The sequence below is a fragment of the Nostoc sp. genome (assembly GCF_036917755.1).
Lineage (GTDB): Bacteria > Cyanobacteriota > Cyanobacteriia > Cyanobacteriales > Nostocaceae > Nostoc.
This window is the reverse complement of record NZ_JBALFC010000142.1, coordinates 58,222-78,626: the sequence shown is the minus strand read 5'-3', so window position 1 is coordinate 78,626 and position 20,405 is coordinate 58,222. Positions and strand designations below refer to the sequence as shown.

Annotated in this window: 18 protein-coding genes and 1 pseudogene; 10 read left to right on the top strand and 9 right to left on the bottom strand. The window is 42.8% G+C overall.

Annotated features, from left to right (window positions below):
* Window positions 1-88: 88 nt before the first annotated feature.
* Entirely contained in the window at window positions 89-442 is a 354-nt protein-coding gene (locus V7L05_RS30100) for a hypothetical protein (protein WP_335169683.1), read from the bottom strand.
* 145 nt (window positions 443-587) lie between these two features.
* On the opposite strand from V7L05_RS30100, the gene V7L05_RS30095 reads away from it, so the two are divergent.
* The 5 genes from V7L05_RS30095 to V7L05_RS30080 all read left to right on the top strand — a co-directional run bounded on the left by V7L05_RS30095 (window position 588) and on the right by V7L05_RS30080 (window position 8,051).
* On the top strand, window positions 588-3,812 hold the full coding sequence (locus V7L05_RS30095; RefSeq protein ID WP_335169681.1) for an nSTAND1 domain-containing NTPase: 3,225 nt from the start codon (window positions 588-590) through the stop codon (window positions 3,810-3,812).
* A 392-nt stretch (window positions 3,813-4,204) separates the two neighbouring features.
* Window positions 4,205-4,306 carry a DUF1902 domain-containing protein gene (locus V7L05_RS34895; RefSeq protein WP_335174314.1) on the top strand — a complete coding sequence of 34 codons (102 nt, stop codon included), beginning with the start codon at window positions 4,205-4,207 and terminating at the stop codon, window positions 4,304-4,306.
* Between the two features lie 34 nt (window positions 4,307-4,340).
* Window positions 4,341-4,556 carry a hypothetical protein gene (locus V7L05_RS30090; RefSeq protein WP_335169680.1) on the top strand — a complete coding sequence of 72 codons (216 nt, stop codon included), beginning with the start codon at window positions 4,341-4,343 and terminating at the stop codon, window positions 4,554-4,556.
* A gap of 265 nt (window positions 4,557-4,821) precedes the next feature.
* Window positions 4,822-7,833 (top strand): UPF0182 family protein, encoded by a 3,012-nt coding sequence (locus V7L05_RS30085; protein ID WP_335169678.1) that lies wholly within the window; start codon window positions 4,822-4,824, stop codon window positions 7,831-7,833.
* A 35-nt stretch (window positions 7,834-7,868) separates the two neighbouring features.
* Window positions 7,869-8,051, top strand: a complete 183-nt coding sequence (locus V7L05_RS30080; protein ID WP_335169677.1) for a hypothetical protein — start codon at window positions 7,869-7,871, stop codon at window positions 8,049-8,051.
* A gap of 170 nt (window positions 8,052-8,221) precedes the next feature.
* Here the strand turns inward: V7L05_RS30080 and V7L05_RS30075 are convergent, their stop codons facing one another.
* The 5 genes and pseudogenes from V7L05_RS30075 to V7L05_RS30055 all read right to left on the bottom strand — a co-directional run bounded on the left by V7L05_RS30075 (window position 8,222) and on the right by V7L05_RS30055 (window position 11,785).
* Window positions 8,222-8,695, bottom strand: a complete 474-nt coding sequence (locus V7L05_RS30075; RefSeq protein ID WP_335169675.1) for a hypothetical protein — start codon at window positions 8,693-8,695, stop codon at window positions 8,222-8,224.
* 123 nt (window positions 8,696-8,818) lie between these two features.
* Complete coding sequence (locus V7L05_RS30070; RefSeq protein WP_335169673.1) at window positions 8,819-9,121, bottom strand: hypothetical protein; 303 nt, start codon at window positions 9,119-9,121, stop codon at window positions 8,819-8,821.
* Between the two features lie 458 nt (window positions 9,122-9,579).
* Window positions 9,580-10,983, bottom strand: a complete 1,404-nt coding sequence (locus V7L05_RS30065; protein WP_335169672.1) for a glycoside hydrolase 100 family protein — start codon at window positions 10,981-10,983, stop codon at window positions 9,580-9,582.
* Window positions 10,984-11,018: 35 nt separating this feature from the next.
* Window positions 11,019-11,220, bottom strand: a pseudogene (locus tag V7L05_RS30060) (SDR family NAD(P)-dependent oxidoreductase); the annotation flags it as partial.
* A 136-nt stretch (window positions 11,221-11,356) separates the two neighbouring features.
* A complete protein-coding gene (locus tag V7L05_RS30055) occupies window positions 11,357-11,785 on the bottom strand; it encodes a hypothetical protein (protein ID WP_335169670.1) in 429 nt (142 codons plus the stop codon).
* Between the two features lie 982 nt (window positions 11,786-12,767).
* On the opposite strand from V7L05_RS30055, the gene V7L05_RS30050 reads away from it, so the two are divergent.
* A complete protein-coding gene (locus V7L05_RS30050; RefSeq protein WP_335169669.1) occupies window positions 12,768-13,157 on the top strand; it encodes a hypothetical protein in 390 nt (129 codons plus the stop codon).
* 23 nt (window positions 13,158-13,180) lie between these two features.
* On the opposite strand, the gene V7L05_RS30045 is transcribed toward V7L05_RS30050, so the two are convergent.
* From V7L05_RS30045 to V7L05_RS30035, 3 genes are all read right to left on the bottom strand, one after another.
* Window positions 13,181-13,615, bottom strand: coding sequence for a hypothetical protein (locus tag V7L05_RS30045; protein WP_335169667.1), 435 nt, complete (start codon window positions 13,613-13,615; stop codon window positions 13,181-13,183).
* Window positions 13,616-13,758: 143 nt separating this feature from the next.
* A complete protein-coding gene (locus V7L05_RS30040) occupies window positions 13,759-15,027 on the bottom strand; it encodes a sensor histidine kinase (RefSeq protein ID WP_335169664.1) in 1,269 nt (422 codons plus the stop codon).
* Window positions 15,028-15,057: 30 nt separating this feature from the next.
* On the bottom strand, window positions 15,058-16,944 hold the full coding sequence (locus tag V7L05_RS30035) for an ATP-binding protein (RefSeq protein ID WP_335169663.1): 1,887 nt from the start codon (window positions 16,942-16,944) through the stop codon (window positions 15,058-15,060).
* Here V7L05_RS30035 and V7L05_RS30030 point away from each other — a divergent pair.
* From V7L05_RS30030 to V7L05_RS30015, 4 genes are all read left to right on the top strand, one after another.
* Window positions 16,943-17,173, top strand: a complete 231-nt coding sequence (locus V7L05_RS30030; RefSeq protein WP_335169661.1) for a hypothetical protein — start codon at window positions 16,943-16,945, stop codon at window positions 17,171-17,173. The genes V7L05_RS30035 and V7L05_RS30030 overlap by 2 nt on opposite strands.
* Window positions 17,174-17,288: 115 nt before the next feature.
* Entirely contained in the window at window positions 17,289-17,378 is a 90-nt protein-coding gene (gene petN, locus V7L05_RS30025) for a cytochrome b6-f complex subunit PetN (protein ID WP_012408302.1), read from the top strand.
* Between the two features lie 4 nt (window positions 17,379-17,382).
* Window positions 17,383-17,547, top strand: a complete 165-nt coding sequence (locus tag V7L05_RS30020; protein WP_335169660.1) for a hypothetical protein — start codon at window positions 17,383-17,385, stop codon at window positions 17,545-17,547.
* Window positions 17,548-17,709: 162 nt separating this feature from the next.
* Window positions 17,710-20,397, top strand: coding sequence for a GAF domain-containing protein (locus V7L05_RS30015; RefSeq protein ID WP_335169659.1), 2,688 nt, complete (start codon window positions 17,710-17,712; stop codon window positions 20,395-20,397).
* Window positions 20,398-20,405: the final 8 nt, after the last annotated feature.

Here is a 20,405-nt window from a genome sequence, read left to right as displayed (position 1 = left end):
GCTTTAGGATCTTTACTTGTTCGTAGGTCATTAATGCTACCCAACTCTAACTTATTTGTCCCACGCATCTGGGACTTTTGCAAGAGGTCTAATGTTTAGGCTCAGAACTCCAGTTTTCACCTTCAAAACTCGGAACTTCGACCTCTGAACTCGGAACTTTGACCTTTGAACTCGGAATTTCAACCTCTGAACTTGGAACTTCGACCTTTGAACTCGGAACTTCGACCTTTAAACTCGGAACTTTGACCTTTAAACTCGGAATTTTGACCTTTGCACTCGGAACTTCGACCTTTGAACTCGGAACTTCGACCTTTGAACTTGGAACTCCGAGATCCAAGGGTGAATGATGGTGAGTCAAAGGCGTAGGGTAGCCCGTCGGAGCGATCGCTTCCGTAATTACTAGCGGACTACATGGTATAGAGATTATCCCAGTTACTAACACTTTAATCTTGTCCTAATACCGCGTTTTACTTAGCTGCGAGCGGAATTTTGAATATATACTTGTTAAGTATACTGAGGAAAAGACTTGTTAGTTTGGGTATCTTAGTAGACATAGGCGAATTACCCAATAGTTTTAAAAAAATAAGATGACACAATACGCCCTTGTCGTAGAAATTGCTCAGTATGACAAAAGTTTAGACAGTCTGACTAAACCTACTAATGATCTCGAAAATCTTCCTGGCACAGAAAAATTTTTGCTGGTGGTAGATGAGTCTGAGGAAGTATTTACAGTTTGTGCAGATAAGGAAAAACGGCAGAGATTCATTGAACTACTGACTCAGGTAGTAGAGATTCATGATTCCCAGTTAGCATCTGTGATTACCATGCAAGCGGATTTTCTCGAACCCGGTTTAGAATATCCCTCACTGACTCACCTGATTCAAACCCAGGCAGGTTTTATGCCACCTTTAACCGGAGTTGATTTAAAGGAGACAATCACCAAACCAGCCAAGCTTCAGGGTCATAGTGTTGAAAAAGCACTACTATTAAAAATTCTCCAAAATCTTAAACAAGAAACAGAGTTCTTGCCTTTGTTGGAGTTTGTCTTAACTAAACTCTGGGAGAAACGCCATCAAAAGAAAGATCAACTCACCTTAGAACAGTATGAGAAGTTGGGAGGATTAACTGGGGCGTTAAATCTCTATGCAGAAAAGGTTTATCACTACCAAGATTATGAGGAGGAATCCCCAACCCAAGAACGCAGTCAGCAGGAAAAGGAATGGATTAAGCAGATTTTTCTGCGGTTAGTGCGAACAGGAGAGGGAGAAAAGGATACCCAACAGCGCCAACCGAAAGCCACACTATTAAATATTGCAGGTGATGATCTCAATCAACAGCAACAACTTAGTGAGTTGCTAGATGGGCAAGCGGGATTGGTTAAGGGACGCTTGTTGGTTACAGGGAAAGATGAAAAAGGAGAAGTCTGGATTGATTTAGCCCATGAAGCATTAATTGAAAGTTGGCAACAGTTTGCCCAGTGGCGACAACAAGACCGAGACTTGCGGCGGTTGAGTGATAAGTTAGAAGATACCCGGCGGGAATGGTTGAACAAAAGGCCGGATGACAAATATTTGATGCAAGAGGGACTGCTGGCAAAAGTGAGGGATAGCGGGCAACAATTGCAGCCCCATTTACAATCACCCCAGGAAGATGAAGCTTTTTACCAGCCCAGTGATGCTGATGAAAAAGACCGCATTGCCGAACTGGAAAGGGCACTCATTGAATCCCAGTTGCGAGAAAAGGCGGCAAGGGTACAGAATTTACTGTCTTTGCAACCCTTAGATAGTCTAGTTTTGGCAATTCAAGCTATGGGTGAGAATCAAGAGAAACTACCCCAGCAGATTCTTGCACCAGTTCAGAACAGTTTGAGTCGGGTGGTGAATAAAGCAAGAGTCTCCATTCCCTTCCGTGGTCATGAGGATGATGTCAATTCTGTAGCCATCAGCGCCGATGGGCAGACCATTGTCAGTGGCGGTACTGACGGCACGGTGCGGTTGTGGAACCTCCAAGGTCTGACCTTAACTGAACCATTGCGTGGTCATGAGGGTAATGTCTCTTCCGTCGCCATCAGCGCCGATGGGCAGACGATTGTCAGTGGCGGTGGTGACGGCACCGTGCGGTTGTGGAACCGCCAAGGTCTGACCTTAGCTGAACCATTGCGTGGTCATCAAGGTAATGTCTCTTCCGTCGCCATCAGCGCCGATGGGCAGACCATTGTCAGTGGCAGTATTGACGGCACGGTGAGGTTATGGAACCGCCAAGGTCTGATTTTAGTTGAACCATTGCGTGGTCATCAGGGTTATGTCAATTCCGTCGCCATCAGTGCCGATGGGCAGACGATTGTCACTGGCGGTGGTGACGGCACGGTGCGGTTGTGGAACCGCCAAGGTCTGCTTTTAGTTGAACCATTGCGTGGTCATCAGGGTAATGTCAGGTCTGTGGCCATCAGCGCCGATGGGCAGACGATTGTCAGTGGCGGTGGTGACGGCACCGTGCGGTTGTGGAACCACCAAGGTCTGACCTTGGCTGAACCATTGCATGGTCATCAGGGTGTTGTCTTATCAGTCGCCATCAGCGACGATGGGCAGACCATTGTCAGTGGCGGTGATGACCAGACAGTGCAGTTATGGAACCGCCAAGGTCTGACCTTGGCTGAACCATTGCATGGTCATGAGGGTTGGGTCTATTCTGTCGCCATCAGCGCCGATGGGCAGACCATTGTCAGTGGCGGTGGTGACGACACGGTGCGGTTGTGGAACCGCCAAGGTCTGATTTTAGTTGAACCATTGCGTGGTCATCAGGGTAATGTCAGGTCTGTGGCCATCAGCGCCGATGGGCAGACGATTGTCAGTGGCGGTACTGACGGCACGGTGCGATTGTGGAATCGCCAAGGTCTGATTTTAGCTGAACCATTGCGTGGTCATCAGGGTTGGGTCTATTCTGTGGCCATCAGCGCCGATGGGCAGACGATTGTCAGTGGTGGTACTGACGGCACGGTGCGGTTGTGGAACCGCCAAGGTCTGATTTTAGTTGAACCATTGCGTGGTCATCAGGGTTGGGTCTATTGTGTCGCCATCAGCGCCGATGGTCAGACCATTGTCAGTGGTGGTAGTGACGGTACGGTGCGATTATGGAACCGCCAAGGTCTTCCCTTAGTTGAACCCTTCCGTGGTCATCAGGGTTGGGTCTATTCTGTGGCCATTAGCACCGATGGGCAGACAATTGTCAGTGGTGGTAGTGACGGCACGGTGAGATTGTGGAACCTCCAAGGTCTGATTTTAGCTGAACCATTACGTGGTCATCAGGGTTGGGTCTATTCTGTCGCCATTAGTGCAGATGGACAGGCGATTATCAGTGGTGGTACTGACGGCACGGTGCGGCTGTGGAACCATCAAGGTCAGACCTTAGCTGAACCATTGCCTGGTCATCAGGGTTGGGTTTATTCTGTCGCCATTGCTCCGCAACGCGATGCGAACAGCACCGATGGGCAGACGATTGTTAGTGGCGGTGAAGACGGCACGGTGCGGTTGTGGAACCTCCAAGGTCAGACCTTAGCTGAACCATTGCGTGGTCATCAGGGTTGGGTCTATTCTGTCGCCATCAGCGCCGATGGGCAGACGATTGTTAGTGGCGGTGAAGACGGCACTGTGCGATTGTGGCGCGGTGACTGGCGTGCATGGTTGCAAGTCTGTTGCGATCGCCTCCGCTACCATCCCATCTTCACCAATCCGCAAACAGAGGAAGCAAAAGCCGCTTGCGAAGTCTGCCGTAAATATGTTTGGAGTAAAGAAGAAGATAAAAGCGGGGATTAATGAGAAGAAAACAGGGAAAATAAACCTCTAATGTCCAATGTTGAGGCTTAAAACTCTACTTTTCACCTTCAGAACTCGGAAGTTTATGCTTAGAACAGCAACATCCGAGATCCCAAGGTAAATTATGGTGAATCAAAGGCGTAGGCGTAGCCCGTCGGAGACATCGCTTTGATAATCAAAAATACGTTGGCGTAGCCCGTCGTAGACATCGCTTGTAGTCTAATGGCGCGTCTGGGCTTACCCTGAGAACTCGGATGTTCTAAACTGGAACTATAGCAACGGACAGGTAGCTTAGGACAGCAATAAAATCACAAAGTACGCTGTTGAAGGCGCGTTTCCCGCCAACTGTCCTAACGGCTTTGGCGACTGCTATACATTGTTAGCGATCGCTGATGGCACAAATCACATTTAAGGTTGAAGCATTTTGGGATTCAGACGCAAAAGTTTGGGTAGCAACTAGTGATGACGACTGGCGCCTTTATTCTGTTCGATAAATGCTACTAGAAATTAGATAGGAGGTAAAAAATAATGCTACGAACCATTGAAGGAATTTATAAAAACGGCAAAATCGAACTAGCCCAAACACCACAAGGTATTAGTGAAAGCAGAGTCTTTGTTACTTTCTTAGAAACAAAACCCACGACTTGGCCAGAAACGATTATGCAACATCAAGGTGTAGTAGAAAGTATCATTTTTGAGCCCTACAGAGACGAACTGCTACCACCTAATGAAATCGAGTTGTAATCATGGGTTACTTACTCCATACCTGCGTAATTAGTGATTTTGTCAAGTGAAAAGAAAACACTCTCAAGCTATTAAAGTCTACTACTCCCACTGAGATTTTTATTTCATCCTTAACAGTAATGGAGGTGATGTTCGAGAATTTCAAAGAGTACCCGGCTTGCAAATAGAGAATTGGCGTTCTTCTGAAATTACGTATCTTTGCACCTTTTTTGAAACTCTTTAATCAAAAGTTACGCGATCGCACCTTTAGTTTGGCTGCCACGGAATGTATTGGAAATGGAGCTTTAGACTATTAATTGTATTCTTGGGGCTGTGGCTACTGTTGGATCTGGGTTCCCGCCTGGGAGCAGAGATTTTTTGGTTTGAGGAAGTCGGCTACCTCCAAGTATTTCTGTTGAGGATATTGACTCGTGGTATTTTGTGGGTAGTTGTGGCTGGGATAACTGCTGGCTATCTACTGCTAAACCTGGCTCTCGCACAACGGCTAAAATATCCCCAGTCTCTAAAGATTGAGTCAGCAGAACTCAGCAATAAATTAACAAATTTTCTCACTCCTGATTATCCCAGACGCAACGAAACCCCGATACTTGCGCCGCAACGTTTTCAACCATTAAAATTGCGCTGGTTATTACCCCTAACTCTGGTACTGAGCTTGTTGATCGGGTTGATGCTGGCTCACTATGGTCAAATTGCTCTTTTTTACTGGCATTCTCCAGTTAATCAGGGTATTCTACCCATTCCCGCCCTATTTCGACCAGAGACAATCTGGCAACTCTTAAGGCAGATTGTTTCTCAAGTCTGGGATCTCGGCTTAATTGGGGGAGGTGCGATCGCAATTTTAATCTATCCCCAATTCTTACTAACTGCGATCGCAGTTTTGTCCAGTCCCATTTTTGCATTCATCCTATCCCGCCACTGGCCAAAGGTGCTGCAATATTTCCACCCCACCCTTTTCAACAGCACTGAGCCTTTATTTGGTCAAGATATCAGCTTTTACGTATTTTCCTTACCCTTGTGGGAACTGCTAGAACTCTGGCTGATGGGATTATGTTTGTATGGCTTCGTCGCCGTTACTCTCACTTATCTCCTGTCAGCAGACAGTTTGAGTCAGGGGATTTTCCCTGGTTTTTCGCCCCAGCAGCAGCGTCATTTATCCGGTATGGCTGGCTTATTGATGCTGGTAGTAGCTTTAAGTTATTGGCTGAGTCGCTATGAACTCGTGTATTCTACCCGTGGAGTCAGTTATGGTGCCAGCTATACGGATGTGACAACCCAGTTGCCAGCTTACACCGTCTTGTGCATCCTGGCAGTGGCGATCGCCTTTTACCTACTTTGGCGAACATTTTTCTGGAAACCCAAATCTCAGCATCGCCGATTAGTATTTTACGGGTTAGGGGTTTATCTAATAATGGTTGCAGCAGCTGATGTTGTTCTACCTACTGTGGTACAATACTTAATTGTCCAACCGAATGAGTTGCAACGAGAGCAACCCTACATTCAGCGTACTATCGCCTTAACTCGCCAAGCATTCGATTTAGAGGCGATCGATGCCAGAACCTTCAACCCGCAAGGAACATTGACCGAAGCTAATATTCAAAATAATGACTTGACAATTCGGAATATTCGCCTGTGGGATCAGCGACCACTATTAGAAACTAACCGTCAACTGCAACAAATTCGGCCTTACTATCGGTTCCCCGATGCCGATATTGACCGCTACACTCTCAAAACAGATGTAACTTCACGCCGACCATCTGCGCCGCAAAAACCACCAGAACCTCAGCCGGAACCAGTTGAATCAACAGAACGGCGACAGGTACTGATTGCTGCACGAGAATTAGACTACAGTGCCGTACCACAGGAAGCTCAAACATGGGTTAACCGCCGCCTGATTTATACCCACGGTTTTGGGTTTACTGTTAGCCCAGTTAATACAGTTGGGCCGGGAGGGCTACCAGAATATTTTGTCAAAGATATTAGTGGTGATAGTAGCGCCCTCACAACTTCCAATGAAGCGATTCGTGAAAGCATTCCCATTGGGCAACCCCGAATTTATTACGGTGAAATTACTAATACTTATGTGATGACTAGCACAAGAGTTAGAGAGCTAGACTACCCCAGTGGTAGTGACAATGTTTACAACTCTTACGATGGTCTGGGTGGCGTTGAAATCGGTTCAGCATGGCGACGCTGGCTATTTGCGATGTATTTGAAAGATTGGCAGATGGTACTGACGCGGGACTTTTTGCCAGAGACAAAAGTGCTACTTCGGCGAAATGTCAAGCAAAGAATTCAAACGATCGCACCCTTCCTCAAATTTGACAGCGACCCCTATTTAGTCGCTGCTACTAATCAAGATTTGCCCAGTAATCCCAGTTATCTTTACTGGATTGTTGATGCCTACACAACGAGCGATCGCTATCCTTATTCAGACACTGGTAGCGATGGGATCAACTACATTCGCAATTCTATCAAAGTGGTGATTGATGCCTATCACGGCACTGTTAAGTTTTATATTGCCGATCAGAGCGATCCGATCATTGCCACCTGGTCAGCGATATTTCCCAATCTGTTCAAACCGCTCAGTACAATGCCAGTCAATCTCCGCAGTCATACCCGGTATCCGGTAGACTTTTTCAAAATTCAATCTAAGCGGTTGATGACCTATCACATGACTGATCCCCAGGTATTTTACAATCGGGAAGACCAGTGGCAAATCCCCAACGAAATCTATGGCAGTGAAACCCGTCCGGTAGAGCCGTATTATTTGATTACTAGTCTACCCACTGTAAGCTTTGTTGCCGCAGCCTCTCGTAGAGAAGAATTTATTCTGCTTCTGCCCTACACTCCCAAACAACGGACTAATTTAATCGCTTGGTTAGCGGCGCGATCGGATGGCAAAAACTACGGTAGGCTGGTGCTATATGTCTTTCCTAAGGAACGCCTGGTTTACGGCCCAGAGCAAATCGAAGCGCGGATTAACCAAGACCCAGTAATTTCACAGCAAATTTCCCTGTGGAATCGCCAGGGTTCGAGAGCCATTCAAGGCAATCTACTAGTAATTCCCATTGAGCAATCGCTCCTGTATGTCGAGCCAATCTATCTAGAAGCCACACAAAATAGCCTACCAACTTTGGTGCGGGTAGTCGTAGCTTACGAAAACCGGATTGTCATGGCACAAACCTTAGAACAAGCATTGCAGGGAATTTTTAAACCAGAAGTTACACCAGCCCCGGCGATTATCCGTCCCTTTGAAGAGGCAGCCCCGCCAGGTTAAAGTAATTCGTAATTCGTAATTCGTAATTCGTATTAATGGACATGATACAAGATAACCAACTAGAGATTCGCCACGTTAGTCCTAAAGTGAGGGAGTTGATTAAAGTATACGCCGATGTTAATAACTGTACACAACCTGAGATGTTGGAACGCATTGTTTTGGAGTGGAACGCCCAACAAAGCGAGAGCGAACGACCGCCAGGAGACGAAGATGAATAACTTTCTGCTACAATCCTTACTTCGCTTCTAGCGAGAGGCTTTCATTAAGTGAATTCTGGCGGTTTAAGTTGTATAGCAACTAACAAACGCAAGTTTTGTGGCTGGGTTTAAATCCCCGTTACAAAACTTAATTACGAATTACGAATTACGAATTATTTTAATTTGGCTATCTAGTTCAAGAAAAATTTTCCAGAGATTGGGTCTTGTTTGAGGGATTGAATGAAATCCCTCAAAGTCATCATGCTGCCTGTTAAGGTGAATTTGGGAGTGCCATTTTGAGCAACGATTCTCACTTCACCGTCTTGGATCTGAATCTTATTTTTAATGCTATCCCATAGAGTATCGAAGCTTTGATCATCCTTGCAACCCTTGGCTTCAAGGAACTTTTGGCGCACATCTGTTTTTAGTGCTAGTGCTTCTGCTGCTTGAGTACGCGCCTCAAAGTGCTTAATTACATCTTCATAAGCACTCTCCCTCAGAGTTTTGTTTTCAGCCTGAACTTGCTCCAACTGAGTTTTTATGGCTTGCAGTTGGGACGCTAAAGCAGCTGATTTATGATATTCAACTTTTAAAGCTTGCTTTGCATTGGCTAACAAGGTTTTATAATCTAGCTGATCTTCATCTTGATTTTTTTCCGATTCCATTTTTATCTCTTGAGCAACAGATTTTCGGTGATCCACTCTCGTCAGTTATATGACAAAAACTGGCGAGAGTTTATTTAGGACTGTTGTTAGCGGTAAGTATTCTCTATGTTATCTGAGTATTAGTTAGTTCACTAGTAATGGTGATTCCGAGTGAGGACTCTCCTTGATACTACTCAGACAAAAACTAATGTGGGAACGGATAGCTCGCTCATACACTCCAGTCTGCTGAGTGCGTACCCCTACAGCCTGATATATTAAGTTAATGTCTGGGAATTCAGACCAATACATCAAGAAAATGTCTTTCGCTGGAGTAATAATTTCATAATTATTCTCTTGTCTTTTCTTTCTGAGCTTACAATTATTTAGTTGTAATTTTTGTCTGAATAGTTTTTCAAATTCTGGAATTAAATCTGAAGTAGTTTTCATGTTTTATACACGTTAAAACGTGTTAAGGATGCAAAGACTATCTGATGATATTACTAAGTATGACACTTCAGATACCTCTTATTATATAGTGTATCAGTTATCGGGTATTTGAGAAGGGAATTTAGATACTGGGTAACTCCTTGGCGCAGCTTCTGGTAGAGAAGAGGCTGTGCGATCGCCGCGATCTGTTGATCAGGATTTTATATTGCATAACTTAGGTATTTATTAACTTCTACTTACTAAGAGTTTGTCCCCTTATAATATTATGTCAGTGTAGCTAGTACACGCGTAAGTATGCCTACCTTTAACCAGTTGCTCTAAGCAACTTGCCTGCAACAAGTCTGGTTAATTGAGATGGTAGCTGGACTGACGCCAAGCTGTACTAGTTGGCAAAGACACCCTGTATAATTACACCGCTAAATCATCTTCTCTTTAGAGCCTTGCCGGGCAATCAGTACCTACAAGCTACAGCCTGGGACTTCAAGACCCTCTGTAAAGCTGATTAATTCCAAGTACTCTGGATTTTCCACGAACTGTTTAGCAGCCAGCAATCCGGCAATGCTCCAAGTTTGATAAATTCTGGCTTCTTTGCCAATCAAACGGCCATTGTTGCCATCGTAGTATTCTGGGAATTTATCCTTAAATAAACGCCTTTCGGCAATGGCGATCGCTGCTTGGGCAAGTTCTGTTCGACCTGCTTTGAGTGCGGCGGCGGTAAATAACCACAGTAAAACAGGCCAGTTACCGCCGTTGTGATAAGACCAAGCCCTGTTCTTAGAGTCACATCCTGTAACAATTCTCCACTCTAAACCATCCATTGCTGGAAAGCAGATTTTAACAGGCATATAGCCGATCAAGTCTTGCCAACGTTGGGCAAATAAATTCATAATGCTTTGAGATTCTTTTTCGCCGGCTAAGGAAGCTAAGATTGCCATCAGATTTCCCAGAGCAAAAAAGCGAAAATCTATCCGTCCCGGCCCCAAATTTCCGGCTAAATATCCTCCAGTTTCGGGCAACCACTCGGTCAACCAAGTGGGGATTGATTCTGAGTTGATGTTGAATTTATTAACAATTTCTTTACCAAATTCGTTATCCTTGTAACGATAGATTTCCCCCAATCGCTTCAGGTCTAGCCAGTAATAGTTGCGGATATGATATTTCAAAGATCCCAATCGCCTATTCACTTTGCCAATGTAGCCATCGCCATCCCCATCTGGTAAAAGCAATTCATTAGCAGCCCTGAGGGACGCGTAGAATAACACCTGAATTTCTAGAGGATGTTCGTAGACTCCCATGCGACGGTCAATCATAAATGCGCCATCGGGAACTAACATTGTTGGGTACATGGAAAATCGATGTACCAGACAAAGATCCAAAATTAACTTGATTCCGGCTTGAAAATCTGGCTGACGCGCTAGGGACAAATCGCCTGTAACTTTTTCATAGGCGCGTAGCAAAAGAATCCACCACATACAGGAATCAATTGGGGGAACACGAGCGATCGCCAGTTCACCAAAATCAGCGACCAAAAATTCCTCATTCCCCTTGGAATGTACTTTGAAACTTGCAGGCATTAATCCCGCTCCCGGTTCAAAGCAGTCTATCTGCTTTTCATGACTTTGTAATTTCAGTGTTTCTACTAAGAAGTTACGCACAATCTCTGGTTTGCCGTGCATGAGAAACACTAAGGCAGAAGGAACAAAATCGCGGAGGAAGCACTGGTCATAATTGAGTGCATCTAACTCTGGATCGTGAGCGGCTACAGTCCCAATGGGTTTTCCCTGGTAATAAATTATCGACTCTTCCAACAATTCCCAGGCTTCTGCTGACAGCAGACTGTTCTTATCGATCGCACTAGTCATAGGCGTTTAATTCCACTAATGGTATGTATCGGATCAATTGTGGAAAGTACGCAGTTTTCGGTATTTTTGCAGGCTTTTTGCAATGCCATCTCTTCTGTGTCTGTCGCAGTTTTAGGGTTTTTGCGGTAATTGATGGCGATGTTGCACCCGTGCTTCGGCAAGTCTGATGGCGATCGCCTGACCGATACCTGACGTTGCACCTGTAATTAAGACATTCTTTCCTTCTAACCCTATCATATTTCCTCCCTAAGCTGCCCTTGCTTGAATTTGTACTCAATCAAACAATTTTAGATTCTTCCTTCAATTCCAAATCTAAAATTGGCACAGTCCCACGTTTTTAAGTTTAGGTTTCTTCTGCCTGCTGCCTTCGGAATTAGTATCTGCTACTGGGAAAAAGTAAAATATCTATTACTTCGCCCACTACCAAACCCAATACTGCTACGACTATTAAAACCCAAAATGAATCTAGCTTATTGTAGCCAGAAAAGCGCATTTCAAAATCAGCTAAAAGCGTAGTTGCTAAGGGTATGATAAAGAGACGGAATAATAATGACCAAGTTGCTACTAAAGCAATTGATATACTTAAAAATAATATGATAACTAAGGTTTGAGAGCCGAATTCAACTAGACGATCTAACCAAGAAATGCTCTTTCGCACTACAGCTATAACCATAGCAGCGACAAAAGCTCCCACTAACCAAATTATATGATTAGCAGCAAGATACCATCCCAGAAGAGTGTAAGCCAATAAGAGTAATACTAAAGGCATCAAAGGAATCCTGTTAAAAAATTCCACATTCATACTGCCAAGGCTTGTAAAAATACCAAGTTAATTTCTTAATCTTAGTCAAAATATTACTACTTAAATCTGTAATAATAGCAGCTTGGCTCAGGATATTTCTCTATCTACAGAGCCAATTTAAGGACATACTCTTTCGTCGTGACAATATATAGCAGTTTTCATTTATTTTAACCACATTTGTTTTAAGGGCACAGCATTGCTTATGCGTGTTAACTTAACGTGAGGCCAATCAAGCCAGATATATCTGACCTGAAAGTGAGATAGCTTTAATATTTAGAAACTTTTAAGAATATTTTTTGGTATATCTTAACATAAAAACATCTAATTATAAGTCCATTATCTAATTTATTCCCTTGGGTATATAAATTAAAATAACAAGCAAAACTCTTGACAGATAGAACTGAAGTTTTATTTTGCTAAACCTATAATTAAAAGCTTGTCAACATTGAAATTTGACTTAGTTACTGAAAACTAGGTATAGCAATCCTAAATGAGTCGTGAAAAATATAGACAAGGAAACGAACCGCCTTTCCTTCTCTACGAGAGGCTGCGCCAACGGAACGCTACGCGAACGCACAGCATCTCGTTAGAGAAGAACGCCAAGGATGCAAAGGGAAGAAATAAGAAAGAGACATATGATTTTAACAAATGATTTAGGACTGCTATAGTAATTTTTAGTTAATTAAAATATAGATGGATAAACCTAATCGATAAGCACCCTTATTTCGCGGCATTTTTTGATATCTATATTTCTAATCTGGACGAGTTTTAAATTTGTCATGATTACCATAGAGTCTAATCTTGTTTTTAAAATTTTGCTGAATTTCCTTTTAAAAAAACGTCTATATATTCCAAACCAAAGAGTGTGATCAACCTAATTATGATGAAAGAGTAATAGGTCGGATCTTTTTCCAAATTACTACTTAGTTACCCAGCTAGCAAAAATTAAGATAGTAAAGACATATAGCAAAAGGTAAATAATATGTATCACGATCAAATGTTGCAAAAAACTGTAGCAGCCAATAGTAATTTACATCAAGTAATCCTGAGTGAAGCAAAAAAGGAGCAAGCACAAACGCATGAATTAACTTTACCTGATCTAGCGAGATCTTTATCTCCTGTTGGCTTGGTAATTAGTTGGATAGTTTTTTTCCTAATATTCCGAAAATTCCAGGGATTTTTAGCTGATAAAATGGTTTTTTCCATCAAAGGATTAGATAAACTTCCCTGTAAAAACTGTCAATTTTATTCCCATAATCATTATCTAAAATGTGCAGTAAACCCTTCTATTGTTCTCACCCAAAAAGCGATTAATTGCTCTGAATACTCACCCAGTCAGAAAAAAAAATCATTCAAAAATCCCTTTGGCTAAAGAAGAACTTAGAGAAAGGAAATTTAGATTGATGAAAAAGGTTTAACCCAACGGAGTTGAATAGCAATATCAAGAGCCAACGCAGCGATCGCAAACCATAATACACTTTCAAAAGCCAACACCAGAAAAGGCAAAATTGTGCTATGAGAATTCCACCCAAGTTCTATCTGAGTTAATCCCCGTACCAAGCCAAAGGCCAGCACACCACCGGTTTTGAGTTGAGGATTTTGATCTGATCGGATAATATAGCGGTAGGTGATACCAAATAGCAAACCAGTAAAAGTTGCAACTGCACCACTCAGCCACCAATGCCAATTAACATCACTTTGCAGACTTGTGAGTGTCTGAAAATACTTTGCCAATACAAAAGTATTCAACAGACTAGCGATTGCAAAAGCGAAACACACAGATAAACCCCCAATTATTCCAGCTTTGAGGGATTCTATGCGTTCTGCCATGAGTTGAATATCTGAAGTTTCGTTCACTCTATATAGAAATTAGGGATTGGGTACTTGTACTGAGCGTTGCTGAAGTATTGAGAAAATTCTTCTCCAGTCTTCAGTATGATAAATGCTAAAGCAGTTTTGTAATTAATTAAATGCTACTCTGATATGGGAATTTTGATGATAAACTCGGTTCCCAGACCTGGTTGAGAATTCACTTCTAAAACACCTTTGTGTTTCTCCACAACTATTTGATAGGCGATCGACAAGCCAAGTCCAGTGCCTTTACCAACTTTTTTTGTGGTAAATAACGGCTCAAACAAGCGTTTTTTAAGCCGTTCAGGAATACCAATTCCATTGTCAGCAATCCGAATTAGAACCAATTGTTCAGAATGTATTTCTGTTGCAATTTGAATCTGAGGAATTAGATTGCTCATTTTGCCTTCCATTATAGCTTCATCAAGGGCATCAACTGCGTTTGCCAGAATGTTCATAAATACTTGATTCATCTGCCCTAGATAGCAGCTAACCTCTGGTAATACGCCATAATTTTTAATAACTTCAATACGGGGACGATCGCCATTAGCATTGAGGCGGTGTTGCAAAATCATTAGTGTACTATCTAGTCCTTGGTGCAAATCAGCAGATATTTTGGCATCGCTATCCGAGCGAGAGAAGTTGCGGAGTGAATCAGAAAGGTTCCGAATTCGTTCACTTCCTAGCTCGAGTGAGTTCAAGATTTTTGGCATATCTTCGAGAACAAAATTTAGATCCAAGTCCTTAATAGCAGTAGTAATTTTGACTGTTGGGTTTGGATACTCTTGTTCATACAGTAAGATCAACTCGGTTACTGCTGCAATATATTCTTGCAAGGGTGGAATATTGCTAGAAATAAAGTTGATCGGGTTATTGATTTCATGACCAATACCAGCGATTAACTCTCCGAGTGTTGATAGTTTCTCTTGCTGCACTAGTTGGACTTGGGCTTGTTGCAAAGCCTTGGTGCGATCGCTGACTTGTTGTTCCAAAGATTCAGTTAATTGTTTGAGTTGTAAATGCACGCGCACTCTAGCAATGACTTCCTCTTGTGCAAACGGTTTCGGGATATAGTCTACTGCACCAAGGGAAAATCCCTTCGTTTTGTTCTCCGTATCTGATAAAGCAGTGGTGAAAATAATCGGAATATTTTGGGTAACAGGATTGGCTTTCAGGCGACGACAAGTTTCAAATCCGTCAATACCTGGCATTTGTATGTCAAGCAAAATCAACTCTGGTTGATTGCGTTCGGCTTGAGCGATCGCACTTTCTCCATCGACTGCAACACGGAAACGAAAACCCTCACTATTGAGCGCTTCAGACAGGACAGATAAATTTGTCGGATTATCATCCACAATCAGAATAAATCCAGTATTTAGGTTGTTGTTCATGATGGATTTTAAAGTGAAATTCAACTCCAATTAATTGATATATTGTTGAATAAAAGTTTCCAAACGTTTGAGTTGGAAATTACTAGCAAGCTGGACAAGCTGCTCGGCAAAAACGCTTAGTTGCTCATCAGATGCAGAAAGTTGTTGAGCCAGTTCCAAAACTTTTTGAATGTCGCCGTCTTGTGTGACTTCGAGTAACTGTTGTAAAACCTCGTTACCAGGAGAAATCATCTTATTTGGTTCATCCAAACCATCTGCCTGGTTTTTTTTGATTGCATCTACCTTACCGTCAAAAATCCATTCCAATTGCAAAAATTGCCGTAACATTTCCAGCAGTGTTTCAGCTTCTACAGGCTTTGGTAGAAATACATCTGCACCTACATCAATGCTCTTGTACTGGTCGGCTGCAAACACACTGGCTGACGAAGCGATGAGAGCAATCTCTTGAAATTGCTCAGACTGACGCAAACGAATGATTAACTCAAATCCATCCAATATAGGCATTACTAGGTCAGTGATAATCAAGTCTGGTTTATGTACTAGAGCGTGTTCCCATCCTTCCTGACCCTGAATAGCTTCTACAACAGTAAACCCAATTGGCTCTAGTAAATTTACAATTACCGCTCGGTTTTCCCATCTGTCATCCACAATCAAAATGGTGCGCCTTTGTCCTTGATAACCAATAATGGTTCCTTGCTCAACTACTCTGCAAGTCTTTGCCCAATCTTTAGATTCTGGTAATTTTGCCTCAAACCAGAAAGTGCTACCTTTGCCAAATTCACTTTGCACCTGAATTTGACCACCCATCAACAAAACAATTTTTTGGCTGATTGCTAATCCCAAGCCAGTACCCTCAGATTGTCGTTTATGATTTCCCACTTGCTCAAAGGGCTGGAAGATTTTCTCGGCTTCTTCAGGGATTATACCCGTGCCGGTATCTATTACTTCAAAGCGAATTTTGTGGTTAGTTTGTCCATTGGCATTTGATTCTTGACCAATGACCTGAACTTTGAAGGTGACACTGCCTTGATAAGTAAATTTAATGGCATTACTAAGCAAGTTAATCAGTACTTGCCGCAAGCGTTTTTCATCAGCATGAATACCCGTTGGCAAATCAGGATCGAGTTGAACGTGAAATGCGATCACCTTTTGTTCTGCCCGGATGCGGGAAATTTCAGTCACGCTATCTATAAAAGCAGGCAAGTAGAAATCAACAGGATGTAATTCTAGTTTCCGAGCTTCTATCTTGGAGAGATCCAAAATATCATTAATCAGGGTTAAAAGATGGGAACCACATTGGTAAATGATGCCGACTCCTTTGCGTCCTTTCTCACTCAAAGATTCTGTGCGTTGAAGGATTTGTGCAAAGCCCAGAATGCCGTTGAGGGGTGTGCGTAGTTCATGACTCATATTTGCGAGAAATTCACTCTTGGCTTGGTTGGAGTTTTGAGCGATTTCTTCTGCAAGGCGTAGTTCTTTCTCGATGCGCTTGCGCTCTACAATTTCAGTTGAAAGCGCTCGATTGATAACTTCTAACTGGGCTGGGCTGGGTAGCGTCAGAGCTTGAGGCATGAGATAAATTAATGCAAATGCCGTGTATATTGAAATAATGGCAGTTAGAGCTTTTAAACCACCTGCAATCCAATAGTCTGGATGCCAAAGTGTCCAAATTTCCATCAAGTGTCCAGTACCGCAGACAATGATAAAAGCACTAAATAATTGAAAGACTCCATTAAAAGGAACGTCTTTGCGCTTGGAAATAAAGTAAATTAGTAGGAAGGGAATAGAATAATAAGCAAAAGCGATCGTGGCATCAGAAATAATGTGAAGCCAAACTAATCCAGTTTGCCAGAGATAACAATGTCCGTGGGGAATAAAACCGTCAGACTGGAAAGGATAGTTGAAAAATGTCGGCATGATATTAGGGGTTGCTGGATTTGAAATATATATCCATAACCCTAGTATTCCCAAAACATCAAGGGGAAAACCGCGATCGCTACTTTTTTACATTCGTCTTCATTATGACGTAAATTACTACCGTACCAATAAAAGATGTGTGTCCTTTGCGGCAGCTACGCCCACACTTCTCTACGAGACGCTGCGCGAACGGCAAGCTACCTCGGCTGCGCTCGGCACAAGTCAGTGACCATCGTAGACATCGCCCGCCAAAGTTACAATATCATTTATAAAAAATCTCAACTTACCCAATCCCTGTATGATAAAGATTAGAAACCTTTTGTAATTATTTGAAAAGTGGGACTATGGAGATTTTGACACTAGGTTGGGTATCACTGTTAGTTGTATTCACTTGGTCAATTGCAATGGTAGTCTGGGGACGTAACGGACTGTAGAGGCATGGTAGAAAGTCCATTCTTGAGTATTTTGGCTTTAGTTGCTGTAGTGCTGCTCTTAGTAGTCACTGGTGGTATTGGTTATTTGACCCTAGCAGATTGGCGCGATCGCCGTCGTCGAGATGAAGAGAAACGCACCACCCGTAGCGCCACTCCTAAGCGGCGATAATTTTCTCCTGGTTGAAAAACTTTTTTGTAGGGACACGATAATTATCGTGTCCCTACATTGTTTTTTTAGTATTTAAAGATTTAAAGGAAATAATTGTTACCTTTCTACTGTCTAGGGGAATTATGAGATAGAAGACTTTCAATATTTAAAATCTGATTGGGAATGGAAAACGCCTCTACGATTCAACCTATACAACCTTCAGAGCAGCAAGAATCTCATTCAGATGTGACATCCTCCTTAGGTCAGAATGAGCAACAAAAAGCCTTGTCTGGAGTTATTGCCCGCATCCGCGAGTCTCTAGATATAGATGCGATCTTCAAAATTACAGTCACTGAAGTCCGCCAACTTCTGAAAACTGATCGGGTTGGTGTGTTTCGTTTTTATCCTGATTTGGCATGGGAAGGGGAATTTATCTATGAAGATGTGGGAGCAGAGTGGGATTCGGCACTAGCAGCTAAACTGCGCGACCACTGCTTTAATCAGGAATTCGCAGGACTATATCAGCAAGGTCGGATTAAAGCAATAGCTGATATTTATCAAGGTAATGCCAGTGATTGCTACATCCAGATTCTAGAAAGATTTCAAGTACGTGCCAATATAACTGCCCCCTTGATCAAAGGTAAAGATTTATGGGGATTGTTGTGTATTCATCAGTGTAGTAGTTCTCGCGAATGGGAAGCATCCGAAATTGAGTTTGTGCAATTAATCGCCGAACATCTGGGAGTTGCCTTGCAGCAAGCAGATTACCTGGAACAAGTGAAATTACAATCAGCACAACTAGCACAAGCAAAAGCCAGAGAAAAAGCAGCCCAATGGCAGAAAAGCATAGCCATAACCATTGAGAAAATTCGTCAATTCCTAGACTTGGAAAGCATTTTCCGCACAAGCACCGCAGAACTTAGGCAGATGCTAAATGCTGACCGCGTGGCTATTTATCGCTTCAATCCCGATTGGAGTGGTGAATTTGTGTTTGAATCAGTGGTAGAGGGTTGGATCTCCCTGATGGAGCAGCAGTTACAGCGGCCGGAATTGAAAGAAAACGTCAGCGAATGTAGCGCCAAAGATTTAGCTAAACCCCCACTCGCTGATACCTACTTACAAGATACAGAGGGTGATAGCTTCGGTCGGTGTGAAGTTTACCGTGTTTGTAATGATATTTACAGTGCAGGCTTTAGCGACTGCTACATTAAAACCTTAGAGATATATCAAGCAAGAGCTTATGTGATCATTGCCATTTACCACGGTCAGAAGCTCTGGGGCTTGCTAGCAGTGTACCAGAATGCTGGAAGCCGTGATTGGGAAAAAGATGAGGTTTACTTTCTTACCCAAGTTAGTACCCAATTGGGGGTAGCATTACAGCAAGCTGAGTCATTGAAACAAGTGCAGGTGCAAGCCCAAAAACTGGCTAAAGCCGCCGAACGAGAACGGAAAGCAGCTCAAAGGCAGAAGGCGTTATCTGCAACAGTAGAGAAAATTCGCCAGTCTCTTGATATTGCCACCATCTTTGCTACCAGTACAGAAGAAGTTCGACGGCTATTAGAAGTTGATCGAGTGACAATCTATCGATTCCAGGCTGATTGGAGTGGCGAATTTGTTGCTGAGTCTTTAGCCCCAGGTTGGACACCAGTAAAGGAAATTGTACCTGCGATGTCTACGACGGGCGTAGCTGCCGCAGATGATTACTTGCAACAAACCCAAGACGGAAACTTTTCTAGTAGTAAAACTTTTGTCATTAAGGATATTTACAGCACCGATTATTCTATTCCTTATATTGCCCTGCTGGAACTAATGGAGGCGAGGGCATATATAATTGTGCCGATTTTTCAGGGTGAGAAACTTTGGGGATTACTCGCAGCTTATCAAAATATCAAACCCCGCGATTGGCAAGAAGATGAGGTAGATTTGCTGATGCAGATTGGTACTCAGTTAGGAGTAGGACTTCAGCAAGCGGAATTACTCGAACAAACTCAACATCAAAAAGAAGAAATCACCCAGACTCTTAAAGAATTACAGCACACTCAGAGCCAGTTGATTCAAAGTGAAAAGATGGCAGGCTTAGGGCAGTTAGTTGCTGGTGTAGCACATGAAATTAACAATCCAATTAGTTTTATTTATGGCAACATCACTTATGTTAATGAACATACCGAAAATTTATTTAAATTACTGGGACTCTATCAGAAAGAGTATCCTAAGGCAATAGGAGAAATTCAAAAGCAATCAGCAGCAGTGGATTTAGATTTCATTAGTGATGACTTGCCCAAAATTCTTGCTTCAATGAAAATGGGGGCAGATCGGATCTCTCAATTAGTCTTGTCGTTACGAAGTTTTTCTCGACTTGACGAAGCAGGAATGAAGCCAGTTGACCTTCATGAAGGCATCGACAGTACTTTGCTAATTTTACAACATCGACTGCAACCAGAGACTAATTCTTTTGCGATTGAGGTAGTTAAGCAATATGGTGAATTGCCCCCAATAGTCTGCTATGCAGCCCAGATGAATCAGGTATTTATGAATGTTCTCAACAATGCGATCGATGCACTGGAAAACTCAGCAACTAGTGGAAAAATAATTGACAATCCGAAAATTTGGATTCGTACAGAAGTTATAGAAGAGGATACTATTCTGATTTGGATTGCTGACAATGGTTGTGGGATTCCAGAGATGACGCGATCGCGCATTTTTGAACCTTTCTTTACCACCAAACAACCTGGACAAGGTACTGGTTTGGGGTTATCTATTAGCTACCAAATTATTGTGGAAAAACATGGCGGTAATATCAAGTGTGTTTCTGAACCTGGTAACGGCTGTGAGTTCTGGATAGAAATTCCGATGAAACGGACAGTTAGTTAAGAAAAAAC

Excerpts from the sequence above, each read along its gene's own strand:
- V7L05_RS30020 (WP_335169660.1), top strand. The coding sequence starts at position 17,383 with ATGGTAGAAAGTCCATTCTTGAGTATTTTGGCTTTAGTTGCTGTAGTG.
- V7L05_RS30045 (WP_335169667.1), bottom strand. The coding sequence starts at position 13,615 with ATGGCAGAACGCATAGAATCCCTCAAAGCTGGAATAATTGGGGGTTTA.
- V7L05_RS30030 (WP_335169661.1), top strand. The coding sequence starts at position 16,943 with ATGATATTAGGGGTTGCTGGATTTGAAATATATATCCATAACCCTAGT.
- V7L05_RS30035 (WP_335169663.1), bottom strand. The coding sequence starts at position 16,944 with ATGCCGACATTTTTCAACTATCCTTTCCAGTCTGACGGTTTTATTCCC.
- V7L05_RS30075 (WP_335169675.1), bottom strand. The coding sequence starts at position 8,695 with ATGGAATCGGAAAAAAATCAAGATGAAGATCAGCTAGATTATAAAACC.
- V7L05_RS30050 (WP_335169669.1), top strand. The coding sequence starts at position 12,768 with ATGTATCACGATCAAATGTTGCAAAAAACTGTAGCAGCCAATAGTAAT.
- V7L05_RS30065 (WP_335169672.1), bottom strand. The coding sequence starts at position 10,983 with ATGACTAGTGCGATCGATAAGAACAGTCTGCTGTCAGCAGAAGCCTGG.
- V7L05_RS30015 (WP_335169659.1), top strand. The coding sequence starts at position 17,710 with ATGGAAAACGCCTCTACGATTCAACCTATACAACCTTCAGAGCAGCAA.
- V7L05_RS34895 (WP_335174314.1), top strand. The coding sequence starts at position 4,205 with ATGGCACAAATCACATTTAAGGTTGAAGCATTTTGGGATTCAGACGCA.
- V7L05_RS30090 (WP_335169680.1), top strand. The coding sequence starts at position 4,341 with ATGCTACGAACCATTGAAGGAATTTATAAAAACGGCAAAATCGAACTA.
- V7L05_RS30085 (WP_335169678.1), top strand. The coding sequence starts at position 4,822 with ATGTATTGGAAATGGAGCTTTAGACTATTAATTGTATTCTTGGGGCTG.
- V7L05_RS30055 (WP_335169670.1), bottom strand. The coding sequence starts at position 11,785 with ATGAATGTGGAATTTTTTAACAGGATTCCTTTGATGCCTTTAGTATTA.
- petN (WP_012408302.1), top strand. The coding sequence starts at position 17,289 with ATGGAGATTTTGACACTAGGTTGGGTATCACTGTTAGTTGTATTCACT.
- V7L05_RS30095 (WP_335169681.1), top strand. The coding sequence starts at position 588 with ATGACACAATACGCCCTTGTCGTAGAAATTGCTCAGTATGACAAAAGT.
- V7L05_RS30070 (WP_335169673.1), bottom strand. The coding sequence starts at position 9,121 with ATGAAAACTACTTCAGATTTAATTCCAGAATTTGAAAAACTATTCAGA.
- V7L05_RS30080 (WP_335169677.1), top strand. The coding sequence starts at position 7,869 with ATGGACATGATACAAGATAACCAACTAGAGATTCGCCACGTTAGTCCT.
- V7L05_RS30040 (WP_335169664.1), bottom strand. The coding sequence starts at position 15,027 with ATGAACAACAACCTAAATACTGGATTTATTCTGATTGTGGATGATAAT.